This window comes from Arthrobacter sp. SO3 (assembly GCF_020532825.1).
GTDB lineage: Bacteria > Actinomycetota > Actinomycetes > Actinomycetales > Micrococcaceae > Arthrobacter.
In genome coordinates, this window is sequence record NZ_MQTS01000144.1 from 8,802 (window position 1) to 24,154 (window position 15,353).

Here is a 15,353-nt window from a genome sequence, read left to right on the forward strand (position 1 = left end):
CCCGCACCGCCTCGAACACATCCATCGTCCAGACCTTGCCGTCGCCGGCCCGGCCGGTGTTCGAGCTGGCGATGATGACATCCAGGATGTCGTCCGCCTGTTCATCGGTGGCCAGGACCTCTACCCGGATCTTGGGGAGCAGGTCCACGTTGTACTCTGCTCCGCGGTACACCTCGGTGTAGCCCCGCTGCCGGCCGTAGCCGCTGGCTGCGCTGACCGTGAGGCCCTGCACGCCGTAGGCTTCGAGGCCCTCGCGGATGGTGTCGAGCTTTTCCGGCCGGACGATTGCTGTGATCAGTTTCATGCCTCCACACTTTCCTTGCCTGCTGCTGCGGTCTTCTTGCCGTTGGACGCCACGTCCACCGGTGCGGCGGCCGGAGCCACGGCCTGGGCCTTGCCGGTGATGAGTTCGTGCAGCGGGGTGAAGCTTCCGCCGTGGCCCCCGACGCCGAATTCGTAGGCGGTTTCGGCGTGCAGGCTGAGGTCCACGCCCACCACTTCCTGCTCCTGGGAAACCCGGAAGCCCATGGTCTTGTGGATGGCCAGTGCGATGATCGTGGTCATGATTGCGGAGTAGGCGATGGCCATACCGGCCACGGCGAGCTGGGCCACCAGCTGGGTGACACCGCCGCCGTAGAACAGGCCGCCGCCAACACCCTCAACGGGGAGGGCGATGAAGCCCAGTGACACGGTGCCGATGATGCCCGAGACGAGGTGGACACCGACGACGTCGAGCGAATCGTCAAAGCCCCAGCGGAACTTCAGTCCGACGGCGAGTGCGGAAGCGATACCGGCGATGAGTCCCAGGCCAAGGGCACCGACCGGGCTGACGTTGGCGCAGGCCGGGGTGATGGCGACGAGGCCGGCAACCACACCGGAGGCTGCACCAAGCGAGGTCGGGTGACCGTCGCGGATACGTTCCGTGACGAGCCAGCCGAGCATTGCCGCGGCGGGGGCTGCGAGGGTGTTGATCCAGATCAGGCCGCCCTGTTCCGCCGTCGTGGCGGCTCCGCCGTTGAAGCCGAACCAGCCGAACCACAGGATCGCGGCACCAAGCATCACAAACGGAATGTTGTGCGGGCGGTGGTTGGGGTCCTTGCCGAAGCCCTTGCGGTTGCCGATGATCAGCACGAGGATCAGCGCGGCGACACCGGCGTTGATGTGGACGACCGTACCGCCGGCGAAGTCAATCGCGGGGCCGAGGGCCTTGCCGATTGCGCCTTCCGGGCCGAAGAGCCCGCCGCCCCAGATCATGTAGGCCAGCGGGCAGTACACCAGCGTGACCCAGACCGGGACGAAAAGGGACCAGGCGCCGAATTTGGCGCGGTCGGCGATCGCGCCGCTGATCAGTGCGACGGTGATGATGGCGAAGGTGGCTGCGTAGCCGACCTTGATGAGCCCGTCAGGAGTGTTGATGCCCTCCAGCCCGAAGGTGGCGAAGGGGTTTCCCACCATCTGCATGAAGCCCTCGCCGGAGCTCATCGAGGCGCCCCAGAGCACCCAGACCACACCGACCATGCCGATGGAGATGAAACTCATCATCATCATGTTCAGTGCGGCCTTGGCGCGCGTCATGCCGCCGTAGAAAAATGCGAGTCCTGGTGTCATGAACAGCACGAGTGCCGCTGCCACCATCAGCCATACGTGACCTGCGGTAAGTTCCATGGTGCACGTCCTCCTTGCTTGGATGCGATCTAGAAGTTGTTCCTGCGGAGTTCTCCGCGTGCCTCAACGCTGTTTGCGTTCTAAGAAGATTTTGTCGAAGGCGTGTTTCGCCGACGGAGGATTTAGATTGCCGGGCTGTTACAAGAACCTCCCGGAAGTAAATGGTTGGAACCGTTCTTGTTACGGTTATGTTTCGAGCGTTCCAACATCACCTGTCCGCCCGCCCGTTCGCCAGGAAGCCACCACCATGAGTAAGACCCCCCGCCCCGCGGGTTCCCCGCCGCAGGCCGGCATCCGGACCGACGGCAGGGCGGTGCTGCCCCGGGACATCAAGGTGATGTTGGTAGCTGCCTTCCTCATCGCCCTCGGTTTTGGCCTCGTGGCCCCGGTCCTCCCCCAGTTCGCAACCACTTTCGACGTCGGGGCGACCGCAGCTGCCGTGATCGTGAGCATCTTCGCGTTCATGCGGCTGGTGTTCGCTCCCGCGGGAGGCGCGCTGATTGTGCGGCTCGGGGAACGGCCGGTGTATGTGGCCGGACTGCTGATTGTCGCGGCGTCGACGGCGGCCTGCGCCTTCGCCCAGGACTACTGGCAGCTGCTCATCTTCCGGGGACTCGGCGGCGCCGGCTCGGTGATGTTTACGGTGGCGTCGATGGCTCTGGTGGTCCGGCTCGCTCCGCCCAAGAGCCGCGGGCGGGTTTCCGGGGCCTACGCCTCGGCGTTCCTGATCGGCAATGTCTGCGGGCCGGTCGTGGGCGGGCTGCTGGCCGGCTTCGGCCTGCGCGTGCCCTTCCTCGTCTACGCGGCCGCCCTGGTGCTGGCAGCCCTCGTGGTGCAGACCCAGCTGAGCCACGTTCCCGCCGCGTCCCGCCCGGACGGAAGCGCGGCTCCGGCCATGGAGCTGCGGACGGCACTGCGGGACAGCGCATACCGCGCGGGGCTGTTCTCCAGTTTCGCGAACGGCTGGGCGACGTTCGGCGTGCGGATGGCCACGGTGCCGCTCTTCGCGGTCGCGGCACTGAACGCCGGACCGGAATCGGCCGGCTGGGCACTGGCCATGTTCGCCGCCGCCAACGCCGTGGCGCTGACGTTCTCCGGCAAACTCGCGGACAGCCTGGGCCGGAAACCGATGATGATCTCCGGGCTCCTGGTCACCGGGACCGCAACGGCAGCCATCGGCTTCACACAGGAGCTGCCCTGGTTCCTCGCGGCGACCGCGGTCGCCGGCATCGGTTCGGGACTGCTCGGGCCGGCACAGCAGGCAGCCATGGCCGATGTGATCGGCAACGAACGCTCCGGCGGACGGGTGCTCGCCATCTTCCAGATGACCTCCGACAGCGGCGCGATCGTCGGACCGGTCCTCGCCGGGCTCCTCGCGGACCGGCTGGGCTACGGCTGGGCCTTCGGCGTCACCGGCGGCGTCCTGGTCGCGGCCGCCGCGGGCTGGCTGCTGGCGCGGGAGACTTTCCAGCGGCCCGCGCACCGCGGCGCCTGACCCGGCCCGGGGCGGGGCGGCCGCCCGGCACCCCCGCGTCGGCCAGTACTGTCGGACTGAACCGAAGGACTTCGTTAGGCTGTTGGGAGTTCCCACCCAGAAGCTGGAGAAGTTTGCATGCCACCCCAAGAACGTTCGCCCGAACACAACCCCGACAACAGGCCGGAGGATATGGCCGGGACCAGGCGCAGGACGCTCCGTCCCGCCGTCGTGGTCTCAGTGATCGCGGTCCTTGCCGTGGTGGCATCCCTCATGTTCTTCCTCCGGCCGGGTGCCGGCGGAGACCCGGCGGCGTCCGCACCGGCGGCCTCGGCCCCCACATCGGCCGCGGCCCTGCCTCCGGCACCGGAGGTGACCTACTACAAGCAGCTGGCCCCGCCCGCCGGCTCGCCGCTGGAAGCAGTGGAGCCGCTGCAGGTAAATGTCTCGACAGATCAGGTCGGCACCTCGCTGACCAAGGGACTGGTCGGGATCTCGCTCGAAGCCACGGACCTCGCAGACCCCGCCCTGAGCGGTGACAACGCCTCGATTGTGAAGCTGTTCAAGGAAGCGGACCAGCCGGTGCTCCGGTTCGGCGGAAACGCTGTGGACCGCCGCTTCTTCTGGACATCCACTAACGAGGCAGTCCCCTCCACCGGCTACAGCGGAGATGCAGCACACCCGGTGGAGGCTGTGGGCCCGGCGGACCTGGCCCGGCTGAACACCCTGCTGGTGGCCGCTGACGCGACCGTCAGCATCACCGTTGACCTTGGCCACTACGACCCTAACCGGGCCGCGGACATGGCCAAGCACGCCGCGGAGATCTTCGGCCCGAGGCTCCTGAGCATCACTGTCGGCAACGAACCCAATGGATTCGGGCTCAATGGTGTCCGCCCGGGTGGCTACGGCCCCGAGAAGTACGTGGAGGAACTGAAGGCCTACGCGAACGCGATCAACGCAGTCGCCCCGAATGTTCCCATCTCCGGCCCGGGCGCCTACGACCAGAAGTGGTGGCAGCCGTTCATTGATGCTGACATCCCGCAGAAGAAGATCCTGTCCTTCCACAATTACCCGCTGCACAGCTGCGACGGAAGCGATCCCAAGAGTTCGCCGACCATCTCGAACGTCATGAGCCAGCTCATGCATGACCGCGCGGCGGATTACCAGCAGGCTGCCCTGGCGGCCGGCCGGGCAGCGGGGATCGAGACCTGGCTCCCCGAGACCGGGATCGCCGCGTGCCCAGGGTCCAACGAGACATCACGGACCCATGCCTCCGCACTCTGGACCGCGGACTACGCCCTCAACGCTGCGCAACTGGGCATTGCGCGCATCGGTTTCCACAGTTCGATGCTGACGTGCAAGGGCGGTCCCCCCATGTCCGCCATCTGCAGCGGCGGGCCCTACCTTAAACCCAATGGCGAGGTATCCGGCCGGGCCAACTTCTTTGGCATCTCCATGGTCGCCGAGATGGAGGGCGGGAAGTTCCTGAAGCTGGACTCGAAGGGCGGCGGCTTGATGTTCAGCTACGCCCTGCGGAACGAGGACGGAAGCACCACCGTTGTCCTGGTCAACGAGAACAACCCCGAGAAGGCGGCGCAGACCGAAGTCACGCTCAATCTGCCCGCGCGGGCGCTGACGGGCACCATGACCCAGCTGTCCGGGCCGAAGTACGGGGTCGAGGACAGCACGGTGATCGACGGCGCCAAGTCCGAGCCGATCCCGCTTGCTGACCGTGCCACGGTGGAGGGTTTCGCCTACGGTTCACAGACGCAGACGTTCAAGCTGACGGCCGGAACCGTGACCGTACTGAACTTCAAGCACTAGGCACCATACGCAACTGGCTCCCGGTTGATGTCGATTCGGAAGTCCGAGGACACCAACCGGGAGCCAGCCGGGTTTAAGGCACTACTGCGGTGGGCTAGTTCAGGATGGCGTCGACGAAGCTCTCGGCGTCGAACGGGGCGAGGTCGTCCGCACCCTCGCCGAGGCCGATCAGCTTGACCGGAACGCCGAGCGACTTCTGGATGGCCACCACGATGCCGCCCTTGGCCGTTCCGTCGAGCTTGGTCAGGACGATGCCGGTGATGTTCACGACTTCGGCGAAAACCCGGGCTTGGTTCAGTCCGTTTTGTCCCGTCGTGGCGTCGAGGACCAGGAGCACCTCGTCGACCTCGGCCAGCTTCTCGATGACGCGCTTGACCTTGCCGAGTTCGTCCATCAGGCCCACCTTGTTCTGCAGGCGTCCGGCGGTATCGATCATGACGACGTCGACTTCCTGGTCAATGCCTGCCTTGACCGCCTCGTAGGCGACCGATGCCGGGTCCGCGCCGTGGACGTCGGACTTCACGGTGGCGACGCCGACGCGCTGGCCCCAGGTGGCGAGCTGCTCGGCGGCGGCGGCGCGGAAGGTGTCGGCCGCGCCCAGCAGGACGTCCTTGTCCTCGGCTACGAGAACGCGGGCGAGCTTGCCCACCGTGGTGGTCTTGCCGACGCCGTTGACGCCGACGACCAGCACGACGGCGGGCTTGTCCGCGTGCCGTTCGACCCGCAGGCTGCGGTCCATCGTCGGGTCGACGAGCTTGATGAGTTCCTCGCGCAGCAGGGCCTTGACCTGCTCCGGGGAGCGGGTACCGAGCACCTTGACGCGTTCGCGCAGGGCGTCCACCAGCTGCAGGGTCGGCTCGGTGCCGAGGTCGGCGAGCAGGAGGGTCTCCTCGACCTCGTCCCACACGTGTTCGTCGATTTTGTCCGCTGAGAGCAGCGCCAGCAGGCCCTTGCCGAGGATGTTGTTGGACTTGACGAGGCGTTCGCGCAGGCGGATGAGGCGGCCGGCCACCGGCAGCGGCGTTTCAACCGGAACGGTTTCCAGGCCGGCGACGTTGTCCGGGACTTCGACTGTTGCCAGGCCCTCGCGGTCGACGAAGTCCGGTGCCGTGCGTTCGCGCGGCGGCGCGGGGCGGTCCTCGAGCAGGGTTCCGCCGCCCGCACCCGGCTGCACGGGGTCGTTCTCGTCCCGTTTTCCGGGGTAGTTCGTGATGTTCTTCCGGGTCTTCATCAGGACCGGGATGAGCGCACCGAGGACCACCAGGGCGGCGAGAATGGGCAGAAGAATGGGGAGGATGTCGTTCACTCCCCTAGCTTCTCACAAACCGGAAAGCCGGTGCGGAGCCAGAAAAAGCGGGCGGCCGTGCCTCAGACCTGGGCGCCGAGGCGCTGGCTGATGACGGTGGAGACGCCGTCGCCGCGCATGGTGACGCCGTACAGTGCGTCGGCAACTTCCATGGTGCGTTTCTGGTGCGTGATGATGATGAGCTGGCTGGATTCCCGCAGCTCCTCGAAGATGGTGATGAGCCGGCCCAGGTTGGTGTCGTCCAGGGCCGCTTCCACCTCGTCCATAACATAGAACGGGGAGGGCCGGGCCTTGAAGATCGCCACGAGCAAGGCTACGGCGGTCAGCGAGCGTTCCCCGCCCGAGAGCAGCGAGAGCCGCTTGATCTTCTTCCCGGCCGGGCGCGCCTCAACCTCGATGCCGGTGCTGAGCATGTCCGAGGGGTCGGTGAGGACCAGCCGGCCCTCCCCGCCCGGGAACAGCCGCGCGAAGATCCGGACGAACTGCGCCGAGGTGTCCTCGAAGGCTTCGGCGAAGACCTTCTGGACGCGCTCGTCGACTTCCTTGATGATGTCCAGCAGGTCCTTGCGACTGGATTTGAGGTCCTCGAGCTGGGTGCTGAGGAACTGGTGGCGTTCCTCGAGGGCGGCGAATTCCTCCAACGCCAGGGGGTTGACCCGGCCCAGCGCCGACAGGTCCCGTTCGGCCCGTTTGAGCCGCTTCTCCTGCTCCTCGCGGACGAAGGGCCTGCCGGCCACGATCTCGCGTCCGTCCTCGTCCACCGGGGCGCGCAGGGCCGCCCACTTGTCCGCCGGTGCCGTGGCGGCCACGGGAACTGGCTGGTCCGGGCCGAAATCTGCCACCAGCTGGTCCGCGGTCAGTCCCAGCTCCTCGATGCTTCGAAGCTCGACGGCTTCGATCCGGAGGCGCTGCTGGGTGCGGGCCAGTTCGTCGCGGTGGACGGAGTCGGTGAGTTCGGCCAGTTCCCGGGCGAGGGCATCGTTGCTGCTGCGCAACGCGGCGAGCTCGCCGTCCATCTGCTCCTTGCGTTGCTCGGCGCAGTCCCGCTCCCGGGCGGCAAGTTCCACGGACACATCGATGTGGCCGATCACCTGTCCGACGGCGGCGGAGACGGCCGCTGCACGTTTGGCCTGGAGCCGGCGGCGGCGTGCCCGTTCGGCGGCTTCCTCGCGGGCGCGCCGTTCGGTGGCAGCGGCGCGTTCGAGCGATGACGCCCGGTTGCGCGTGGCTGTGAGCTGTTCCTCGGCGCTGCGCAGGGCCAGCCGGGCCTCCATTTCGGCGCTGCGGGCCAGCGAGGCAGCCAGGGCGAGGGCGTCGCGGTGTTCCGGGGAGGGCTCCTCCTCGGCCGGCGCTTCCTGCGCGGCGGCGAGCCGTGCCGCCACGGCTTCCAGCGCCTGCTGTTCGCTGACGATGCCGGCCTCGGCCTTGGCGAGGGACGCGGCGAGCCGCTCGCTTTCCCCGACAGCACTGCGCAACACGGAATTCAGGTGGCCCAGGCGTTCGGCGACGGCGGCCAGCCGGGCATCCGAATCGTGGAGTTTCTCAAGGGCCGCATCGGCACGGTCCTGCGCCGCGGCCCGTCTGGCCTGCGCGGACGCGAGGGCGAAACGCTGCCGTTCCAGCTCCGCGGTCACCTCGGCAAGCCGCGCGGAGGCGTCGTCGACGGCGGCCTGAACTTCGATCAGCGAGGGCGCCTTCGCGGAGCCTCCACTGACTGTCAGTGAGGTCAGGACGTCCCCGGCCAGGGTCACCGCGGTCAGTTCCGGGCGGCCGGCAAGCAGCTGCGCCGCACCGTCCAGGCCCTCGACGACGGCGACGTCCGCCAGCAGCACGGACAGCGGCAGGCGGGAGGCGGGATCAATATCCGACGCGGACGTCGTGACGAGCCGGGAGGCCCACCGGGCGCCCGCGGGGAGCCGCCCGCCGGAAGCGGGCCGGGCGTCGGCTTCGGTGGCAGCTGCCCCTGCCAGTAGCAGGGCGGCCCGGCCGGCGTCGTCGTCCTTCAGTCGCTGGACGGCGGCGGCCGCAGCCTCGCTGTCCTGCACCACGATGGCGTCGGAGGCGGCGCCGAGGGCCGCGGCGACGGCGGTTTCGAAACCTGGTTCCACTGTGATCATGGACGCCAGGGATCCGAGGACCCCGGGAATTCCTGAGCCGAGGACGTGGCCTGAGCCGTCTTTACGGTTCAGGCCAAGCTGGAGGGCCTCGCGCCGGGCAAGGAGGGCACCGCGTTCCCGTTCGCCTTCGCGTTCGGCTGTCTTCAGCGCGTCGATCTCGGCGGCGATGGCGTCCAGTGCCGCGCTGGCTTCCTCGTAGTCGGCGTCGAGGGTCTCCTCGCCGTCCTCCACGCCGGCGACCTGGGTTTCGAGGGCGGTGAACTCGCTGTGGGCCAGCCTGCGGCGCTCCTCCCCTGCCTTGAGGGATTCGCGGAGCCGGCCGAGTTCGGCCTGCGCGGACTCGACCCGGGAGCGTGCGGCGCCCACCTGCCCGGCAAGCCTGGCCAGGCCTTCGCGGCGGTCCGCCGCGGCGCGGAGCAAGGACGCGAGCCGCTTGTCCTCGGCGGCGGCGGCGTGTTCGGCGTCCTGCTTCGCGGCCGTGGCGGTGGCCAGGACGCTGCGGCGGTCCACGATCTGGTGCTCCAGCCCGGTTTGTTCCTCCCGGACGCGGGCGGCCTGCCGGTCGAGCTGCTCGGGGTCGCGGCCGGAGTCCGGGACGTTGTCGGCGGCGCCGAGCAGCCGGCGGCGCTCCTCGGCGAGCGAGCCCAGGGAGCGCAGCCGTTCGCGACCGGCGGTGAGCTGGTACCAGTTCTCGCGCGCGGCGGTGAGCTTGGGGGTGGCTTCGGCGGCGAGCTGTTCGAGGCTGGCCTGCCGCTGCCTGCCGAGCCCGAGGTCCTGCCCGACGACGCCGCGGCGGGCCTTGAGCGCGCTCTCGTCCGCTACGTCCCGGGCCAGGGCCGTCTGCAGCCGGACAAGGTCGTCCGCCAGGAGGCGGGAGCGGGCGTCGCGGACTTCGAACTGGACGGTCTGGGCACGCCTGGCCACTTCGGCCTGCTTGCCGAGCGGGGTGAGCTGCCGCCGGATTTCGGCGGTGAGGTCGCTGAGCCGGGCCAGGTTGGCCTGCATGGCTTCGAGTTTGCGGACCGTTTTTTCCTTGCGGCGGCGGTGTTTGAGGATGCCGGCGGCTTCTTCGATGAAACCGCGCCGGTCCTCCGGGGTGGCGTGGAGGACCTTGTCCAGTTGCCCCTGGCCCACGATCACGTGCATCTCCCGGCCCAGGCCGGAGTCGGAGAGGAGTTCCTGGATGTCCAGGAGCCGGCAGCCGGCGCCGTTGATGGCGTACTCCGAACCGCCGGTGCGGAACAGTGTGCGGGAAATCGTGACTTCGCTGTATTCGATCGGCAGGGCGCCGTCGCTGTTGTCGATGGTGAGGGAGACGTGGGCGCGGCCCAGCGGCGGGCGTCCGGACGTGCCCGCGAAGATCACGTCCTCCATCTTGCCGCCGCGGAGGGTCTTGGCGCCCTGCTCGCCCATCACCCAGGCCAGGGCGTCCACCACGTTGGACTTGCCGGAGCCGTTGGGGCCGACCACGGCGGTGACGCCTGGTTCGAATTCGAAAGTCGTCGCCGAGGCGAAGGACTTGAATCCCCGGACGGTCAGGGTTTTGAGGTGCAAGGTGGTTCGGATCTCCTGGCTGGCGGAAACGGCTGTTCCTCGCTCAAATCTACCGTTACCGCGCCAAAATCACCGGATTTCGGCTTTCCCGGATTCCGGGTGGCAGCTCCTAGGGCCCGGCGGGGGCGAAGGCGATATCGACGAAATAGTTGGTGGCATTCCAGGAGTTCGCCGGCATGGAACCGCCGGCACCGTAGGAGTAGAGGCCGTTGTTCGTGCCCGGCGCAGTCAGGACGCCGTTGGCCCACGGTTCCGCGAAGAATGCCGCTGTGTAGGCGTAGCTCCCGTTCGGGGCCAGATAGGACACCACGTAGCGCTGGCCGGGTTCCAGAGCGACGGGGGCCGAGAACGAGGCTTCTTGCCAGCCGGCCGACGTCTCGCCCGTAAACGTCACCTGGGCGAGTTTCACCCCGGCGGCATCCCACAGCGAGCCGACATGTGTTCCGGTGTTTCCAGTGCCCTTGTAGAACCTGACGCCGGTGGCACTGCCGGCCGCCGACACCGAGAAGGCGGTGCCCAGTTCAATGGATGACGTGTCCCCTGTCGCGGCCGGCACGGCCGGGAGCAGGGATCCGAACAGTGACTGTTCGGTGCCGGCGGGATCGGATGTTGTGAACTTCCAGCTGACCGGAGCCAGCCCGGCGCCCTGCGTGGAGACCGCGTTGGTCAGGCTGGCGGTGATCACGGTGGCCGGCGGCAGCGGCTGCGCCGGTGAGAACGTGATCGTCCGGGCGTCCGCCGAAAGGGCGGAGGTCCCGGCGACGGCGGTGCCGGCGGCTGACAGTCCGAAGGTGAAGCCTGCCTGGAGAGGCTCCGACAGCGTTACCGACGGTTTTGAGGTCAGCGGGAAGCCCAGCGAATCCGGAGCTGGCAGCTGTGCTGCCACCGTGAGCGGCGGCACGGAGACGACAAAGTCCACGTCCACGAGGTAGCTTGCGCTCGAGGAGGAGGCCGGGAAGTCGCCGTTGTACGTGAACGCCCCGGCGCCGGAGGCCGTGCGCAACGGTCCGCTGCTGATTCCGGAATTGAAACCACCCGGTGTCGCCGAATAGACCCCGGTGGGGGTGCGGTAGGCGGCCACGTATTCGGTGTTCGCGGCGATGTCCACCGGCTGGCTGAAGGCGGCCGTCTGCCATCCGGAGGAGGATTCTCCGCTGAAGGTGGCGGCCGCCAGCTGCTGGCCCGCAGCGGTATACAGGGCCCCGGTGTGGGTTCCGGTGTTGCCCGCGGATTTGTAGTAGCGGATGCCCGTGATCTGTCCGGCCGCGTCGCTGGCGAAGCGGACGCCCAGGCTAAGGGGTACCCCATCGTTGAATTCCGGTGCGCCCGGGGTCACGGTGTCCTGATACAGCGAGCACGGGCAGACGCCGGCCTGCCGCGGGGACGGGACGGTGGTGAAGTTCCAGGTGGCCCCGCCGCTGAGCGCCTGTCCTGTCGCCGAGGTGGCGGTCAGGGTGGCCGTGTAGCTGGCCGCCGGGTCCAGGGGGGCCGCCGGAGCGAAGGTGACCCTGCCCGTTGGCGCATCGTAACTGGCCGTACCAGGGACCTCAACGGAGCCCGGGCCGGTCAGGGCGAGGTGCACGCTGGACACCGTCGCGGGTTTGGACAGCGTCGCGGAGACCGTGGCATCCAGGGCGACGCTCGACGAGCCGGGCAGCGGTAACTGTGCCCCGGCCATGAACGGCGGATCCGGGTACTGCACCACCACGTCCACCAGGTAGCTGGCGCTGGAACGGTTGCCGGGGAAGTCGTTCGTGTAGGAGTACGCCCCGGCGTCAGCCGTGGTTCTCAGGTTCCCGATGCTCAGTCCGGGCCCGAAGCCGTTCACGGTAGCTGAGTAGGCTCCGGTGGTGCTCTTGTAGGCCACGACGTAGTCGGTGTTCGCCGTCATGGCGACCGGCTGATTGAAGTTGGCCGTCTGCCAGCCGGAGGTGCTCTCATTGGCGAAGGTGACCGTGGCCAGCTGCTGTCCGGACGCAGTGAACAGGGTGCCTGTGTGGGTGCCGGTATTGCCCGCTGACTTGTAGAAGCGCACGCCGGTGACGGTCCCCGCTGTGGTACTGGAGAAGCGGACGCCCAGCGTCAGCGGCACACCGTCCCGGACTTCCTGGATTCCGGGGACGACGGAGTCATCGTAGAGGCTGCAGGGGCAGCTCCCCGGCGCCAGTGGAGCGGACACCGTGGTGAAGGACCACGTCGCGCCGCTGGTCAGCGAGCCGCCGCCCGGGGCCGCGGCGTTGAGCGTCGCGGTGTAGGTGGTGCCGAGGTCCAGCCCGGCCGCCGGGGTGAAGGTGGCTTTCCGCGTGGTGGAGTCGTAAGCGGTGGTGCCGGGGACTGCGGTCCCGTTTGCCGTGAGTGTCAATTGGACGCTCGACGCTGTGACGGCCTTGGAGAACACCGCACCCACCGTGGTGGCCTGCGGGACGCTCGAGGAGCCGTCCAGCGGCCAGTGTCCGGAGGCCGTTAGCTCGGAGGTGTCGACGGTGTCGAACAGGGCATCGACGAAGTAGTTGCCGTTGCCGTAACTGTTCGCCGGAAAGGACCCCGGACCGGCGTACACTCCGGCCGGCGCGCTCCCGAATCCACCGGCCACGGTCAGGGGCGGGTCGGTCAGGCCAAAGCTGGCCCATTGGTAGTCCTTGCTGGCGTAGTGGCCAGCCGGCGCCGTGTACGAGACGACGTATTTTTGCCCCGCGGCGACCGGCACCGGCTGGCTGAACCGTACTTCCTGCCAGCCGGATGCCGTTTCCGCGGTGAAGGTGGCTGTTGCCAGCCGCTGGCCGGCGGAACTCCAGAGCGAGCCGGTGTGGGTTCCGGTGTTGGCGCTGCTCTTGTAGAAACGTGCTCCGGTGATGAAGCCGTCGACGCTGGGAGTGACGTTCATGCCGAGCTCATAGGCTCCGCCGTCCTGGGCATCAGGCACGTCCGGGACCTGCTGGCCGAAGACCGAGTAGGGTCCGGTGAGCTGGAGATTGCGGGTCACCGGTGCGCCGATGTTGGCGCTGTCATCGACGGCGCGCACCTGGATGGCGGCCGTGGCGAGGCCCTTCTGGATATATGTGTAGGACCAGTTTTGCTTGCCCTGGGCGGGATGCCAGCTGTTGCCGCCGTCGGTGGAGACCTCGACTCCGGCTACGATGCCCCCGGTGTCGTTCGCCGTTCCGGACACCGTAACGCTGCTGCCGTGCGGCATGGTGGTTCCGTCGGCCGGGGAGGAGACCGCCACAGCCGGGGCTGTCTTGTCGCTGCTGGCCGACGCCGCTGAGAGCGCGGCGTCGCGGGTGGCGGGCTGGGCACCCATGTCCGCCAGAAGGTTGATCTGCGCCTGCTGCATGCGCGGATCCGCGGCGGCGCCGTCGCCGTCGTGCTCCTGGTCCAGGCCCCACGTCCACTGGATCGTGCCGGCGGAGAAGACCAGCGCCCCGCTGGGGGCGCGGTACAGGGTCATGCTGTGGGTGGTGGTCCCCGGCTTGACGGTGTTGCCGAAATCCTGCAGATACTGGGGTGTTGGACCGGTGGTGGTGGACAGCCGGATCAGTCCCTGGGGCCTGAACCCGTTGTCCAGGTCTTCATTGGATTCGTATCCCACCGTGTGGGGCGCCAGCTGCGCCGAACTGCCCGCCGCGAGCGCCGCCAGGGAGGTGTTGCGCCAGAGGCGCGCTTTTCCCTCGCCCGCGCTGACGGTGATGGGCAGGTCCGTGAAATTGGACATGTACAGGGTTCCGGTCAGACCGTTTTCGGGCAGGCCTCCGCCGTTGGCCGGGGCGGCGTATCTGGGGTCACGCCAGGTGCCGGTCCATTCGGTGCTGGGGTCGATCTTGGCGTTCGCCCAGGTTTCCTTGTAAGTGGTGATGGTGCGCCCGGCCACGCCGTCCACCGGGGAACGCTCCAGCCTGGTGCGCCAGTACATTTCGTTGCCGGAGAGGAATTGAAGGTTCACACCGGCGTCCCGGGCGGCCTGCACGTTGGCGCGCTGGGCCCCGGACCAGTATTCGTCGTGCCCCACGGAGAGGAAGACCTTGTGGGTGAGGAGCCCGGCACCGTTCCGGTCGGTGTCGACCCCGCTGATGTAGCTGACGTCGTAGCCGTTTTTCTCGAGGAAGCGGACCAGGGGGTACTCGTTGCTGAAGTAGAAGTCCCGGCCGCCAATACCGTCGCGGGTGCTGACGGGGCGGTTGTAGCTGAGTTTGTAGGCGCGGCCGTTCGCGCCCCCCTCGTACAGGTCGGAGCCGCCGTAGGTGTTGTAGGCCTGCCATGAGGTGTCGGCGGTCTGGAAGACGACGTCCGAATGGCTGCCGTCGGAGCGGACGATGAAGGTGATATGGCTTCGACTGCCGTTGTCGGGTCTCGTCAGCAGGGCAACGTACACGCCGGAAACCGCCGTGGCAGGCACCTGCCACGTTGCCGAAACCGCCCAGGTTCCGCAATCGTAGAGTTCCGTGGTGGCGTCGGTGTGGCAGGGAGGTTGTGCCTGCCGCAAAGCCGAAGGTGTGACATCGGCGATCTTGCGGGCCCCCAGGCCCTGGTACCAGCCCGTCCGGTAGATGCCGATGGTGTAGGTGGCCGCGCTGGTATCCACCTTGAAGCTGATCGGCTGGCCGGCATTGACGCTGATGTCGGTTGAGAATCCCTGGATGTCGGCATCGCCCGCGCCGGATATGTCCCATTCCGAGGGCTGGTTCCCGGGTTTTGAATTTTCACAGGCGACAGCGTTCAGGAGCGGCGAGCAGGGATCGGCAGCGGAGGCGGACGGCAGGAGCGCCGCCGGCGCTGCCACCGGCAGGACCGCCGCAACCAGGGCGACAACCAGTGGAATGATGACCCGTTTGAGTGCTGTCAACGTGTGTCCGGCCGGGGATAAAGACATGTGAACTCCTGAGTGAGTGCGGGAAGGCATCCGGGAACGCTGCTTCGGGGCCCGACCGGGCCGCCGTCGCGGTCTGAAGTGTGCGGTCTGAAGTGTGTGGTGGGGAGGGGGCTAGCCGCCGGCCGCGCGCAGGTTTCCCAGGAGCATGAACCGTGTGCTTCCCGTTCCCGTGGTTGAGGTGGTGAGCGTCACCGAGTCATTGCCCCGGCTGAACCGCACGGCCAGTTGTCCTTCCGCGGCCGGTACGGGTTCGGACCAGAACGCCAGCGGCCCCAGGACCTGCTGGAAGTGCCCGACGACGGTGTCCGGGCTGGAAGCGACGATGGCGTCCGCGGCCACCTGCAGGGATCCGTCGGCCGAGGAGACGGCTGTCGAGACGACCGCCGTTCCCCCCGGGAACGGAAGAACGTCCGCAGGGAAGCCGTCCACGATCTTTCCTTGTGCTGATGCCGTCGCCGGCAACGGCGGTCGGATCAGTGGGGCCGGAGGCGGCGGTACCGGCAGCCCGGTGGGAGGGGCGTTTGTCGGCAGGAGGACCTCCCCGCC

General features: G+C 68.1%; 7 protein-coding genes and 1 pseudogene. 2 read left to right on the forward strand and 6 right to left on the reverse strand.

Annotated features, from left to right (window positions below):
* Both BJQ90_RS13580 and BJQ90_RS13585 read right to left on the reverse strand, forming a co-directional pair.
* Nucleotides 1-304 (reverse strand): P-II family nitrogen regulator (locus BJQ90_RS13580; protein WP_226760780.1); only part of this gene is annotated, 304 nt, incomplete at its 3' end.
* The gene (locus BJQ90_RS13585) at nucleotides 301-1,665 is read right to left on the reverse strand and encodes an ammonium transporter (RefSeq protein ID WP_226760781.1); all 1,365 of its coding nucleotides are present in this window, start codon (nucleotides 1,663-1,665) and stop codon (nucleotides 301-303) included. The genes BJQ90_RS13580 and BJQ90_RS13585, both read right to left, overlap by 4 nt.
* Nucleotides 1,666-1,912: 247 nt before the next feature.
* Between BJQ90_RS13585 and BJQ90_RS13590 the strand changes: the two genes are divergently transcribed.
* The gene (locus BJQ90_RS13590; RefSeq protein WP_226760782.1) at nucleotides 1,913-3,160 is read left to right on the forward strand and encodes an MFS transporter; all 1,248 of its coding nucleotides are present in this window, start codon (nucleotides 1,913-1,915) and stop codon (nucleotides 3,158-3,160) included.
* A 117-nt stretch (nucleotides 3,161-3,277) separates the two neighbouring features.
* Nucleotides 3,278-4,963, forward strand: coding sequence for a hypothetical protein (locus tag BJQ90_RS13595; protein WP_226760783.1), 1,686 nt, complete (start codon nucleotides 3,278-3,280; stop codon nucleotides 4,961-4,963).
* Between the two features lie 94 nt (nucleotides 4,964-5,057).
* Here BJQ90_RS13595 and ftsY read toward each other — a convergent pair whose 3' ends face one another.
* From ftsY to BJQ90_RS13615, 4 genes and pseudogenes are all read right to left on the reverse strand, one after another.
* Complete coding sequence (gene ftsY, locus BJQ90_RS13600; protein WP_226760784.1) at nucleotides 5,058-6,269, reverse strand: signal recognition particle-docking protein FtsY; 1,212 nt, start codon at nucleotides 6,267-6,269, stop codon at nucleotides 5,058-5,060.
* 62 nt (nucleotides 6,270-6,331) lie between these two features.
* A complete protein-coding gene (gene smc, locus BJQ90_RS13605; protein ID WP_226760785.1) occupies nucleotides 6,332-9,940 on the reverse strand; it encodes a chromosome segregation protein SMC in 3,609 nt (1,202 codons plus the stop codon).
* A 109-nt stretch (nucleotides 9,941-10,049) separates the two neighbouring features.
* The gene (locus BJQ90_RS13610) at nucleotides 10,050-14,807 is read right to left on the reverse strand and encodes a DUF4082 domain-containing protein (protein ID WP_226760786.1); all 4,758 of its coding nucleotides are present in this window, start codon (nucleotides 14,805-14,807) and stop codon (nucleotides 10,050-10,052) included.
* Nucleotides 14,808-14,918: 111 nt separating this feature from the next.
* Nucleotides 14,919-15,353, reverse strand: a pseudogene (locus BJQ90_RS13615) (hypothetical protein); the annotation flags it as partial.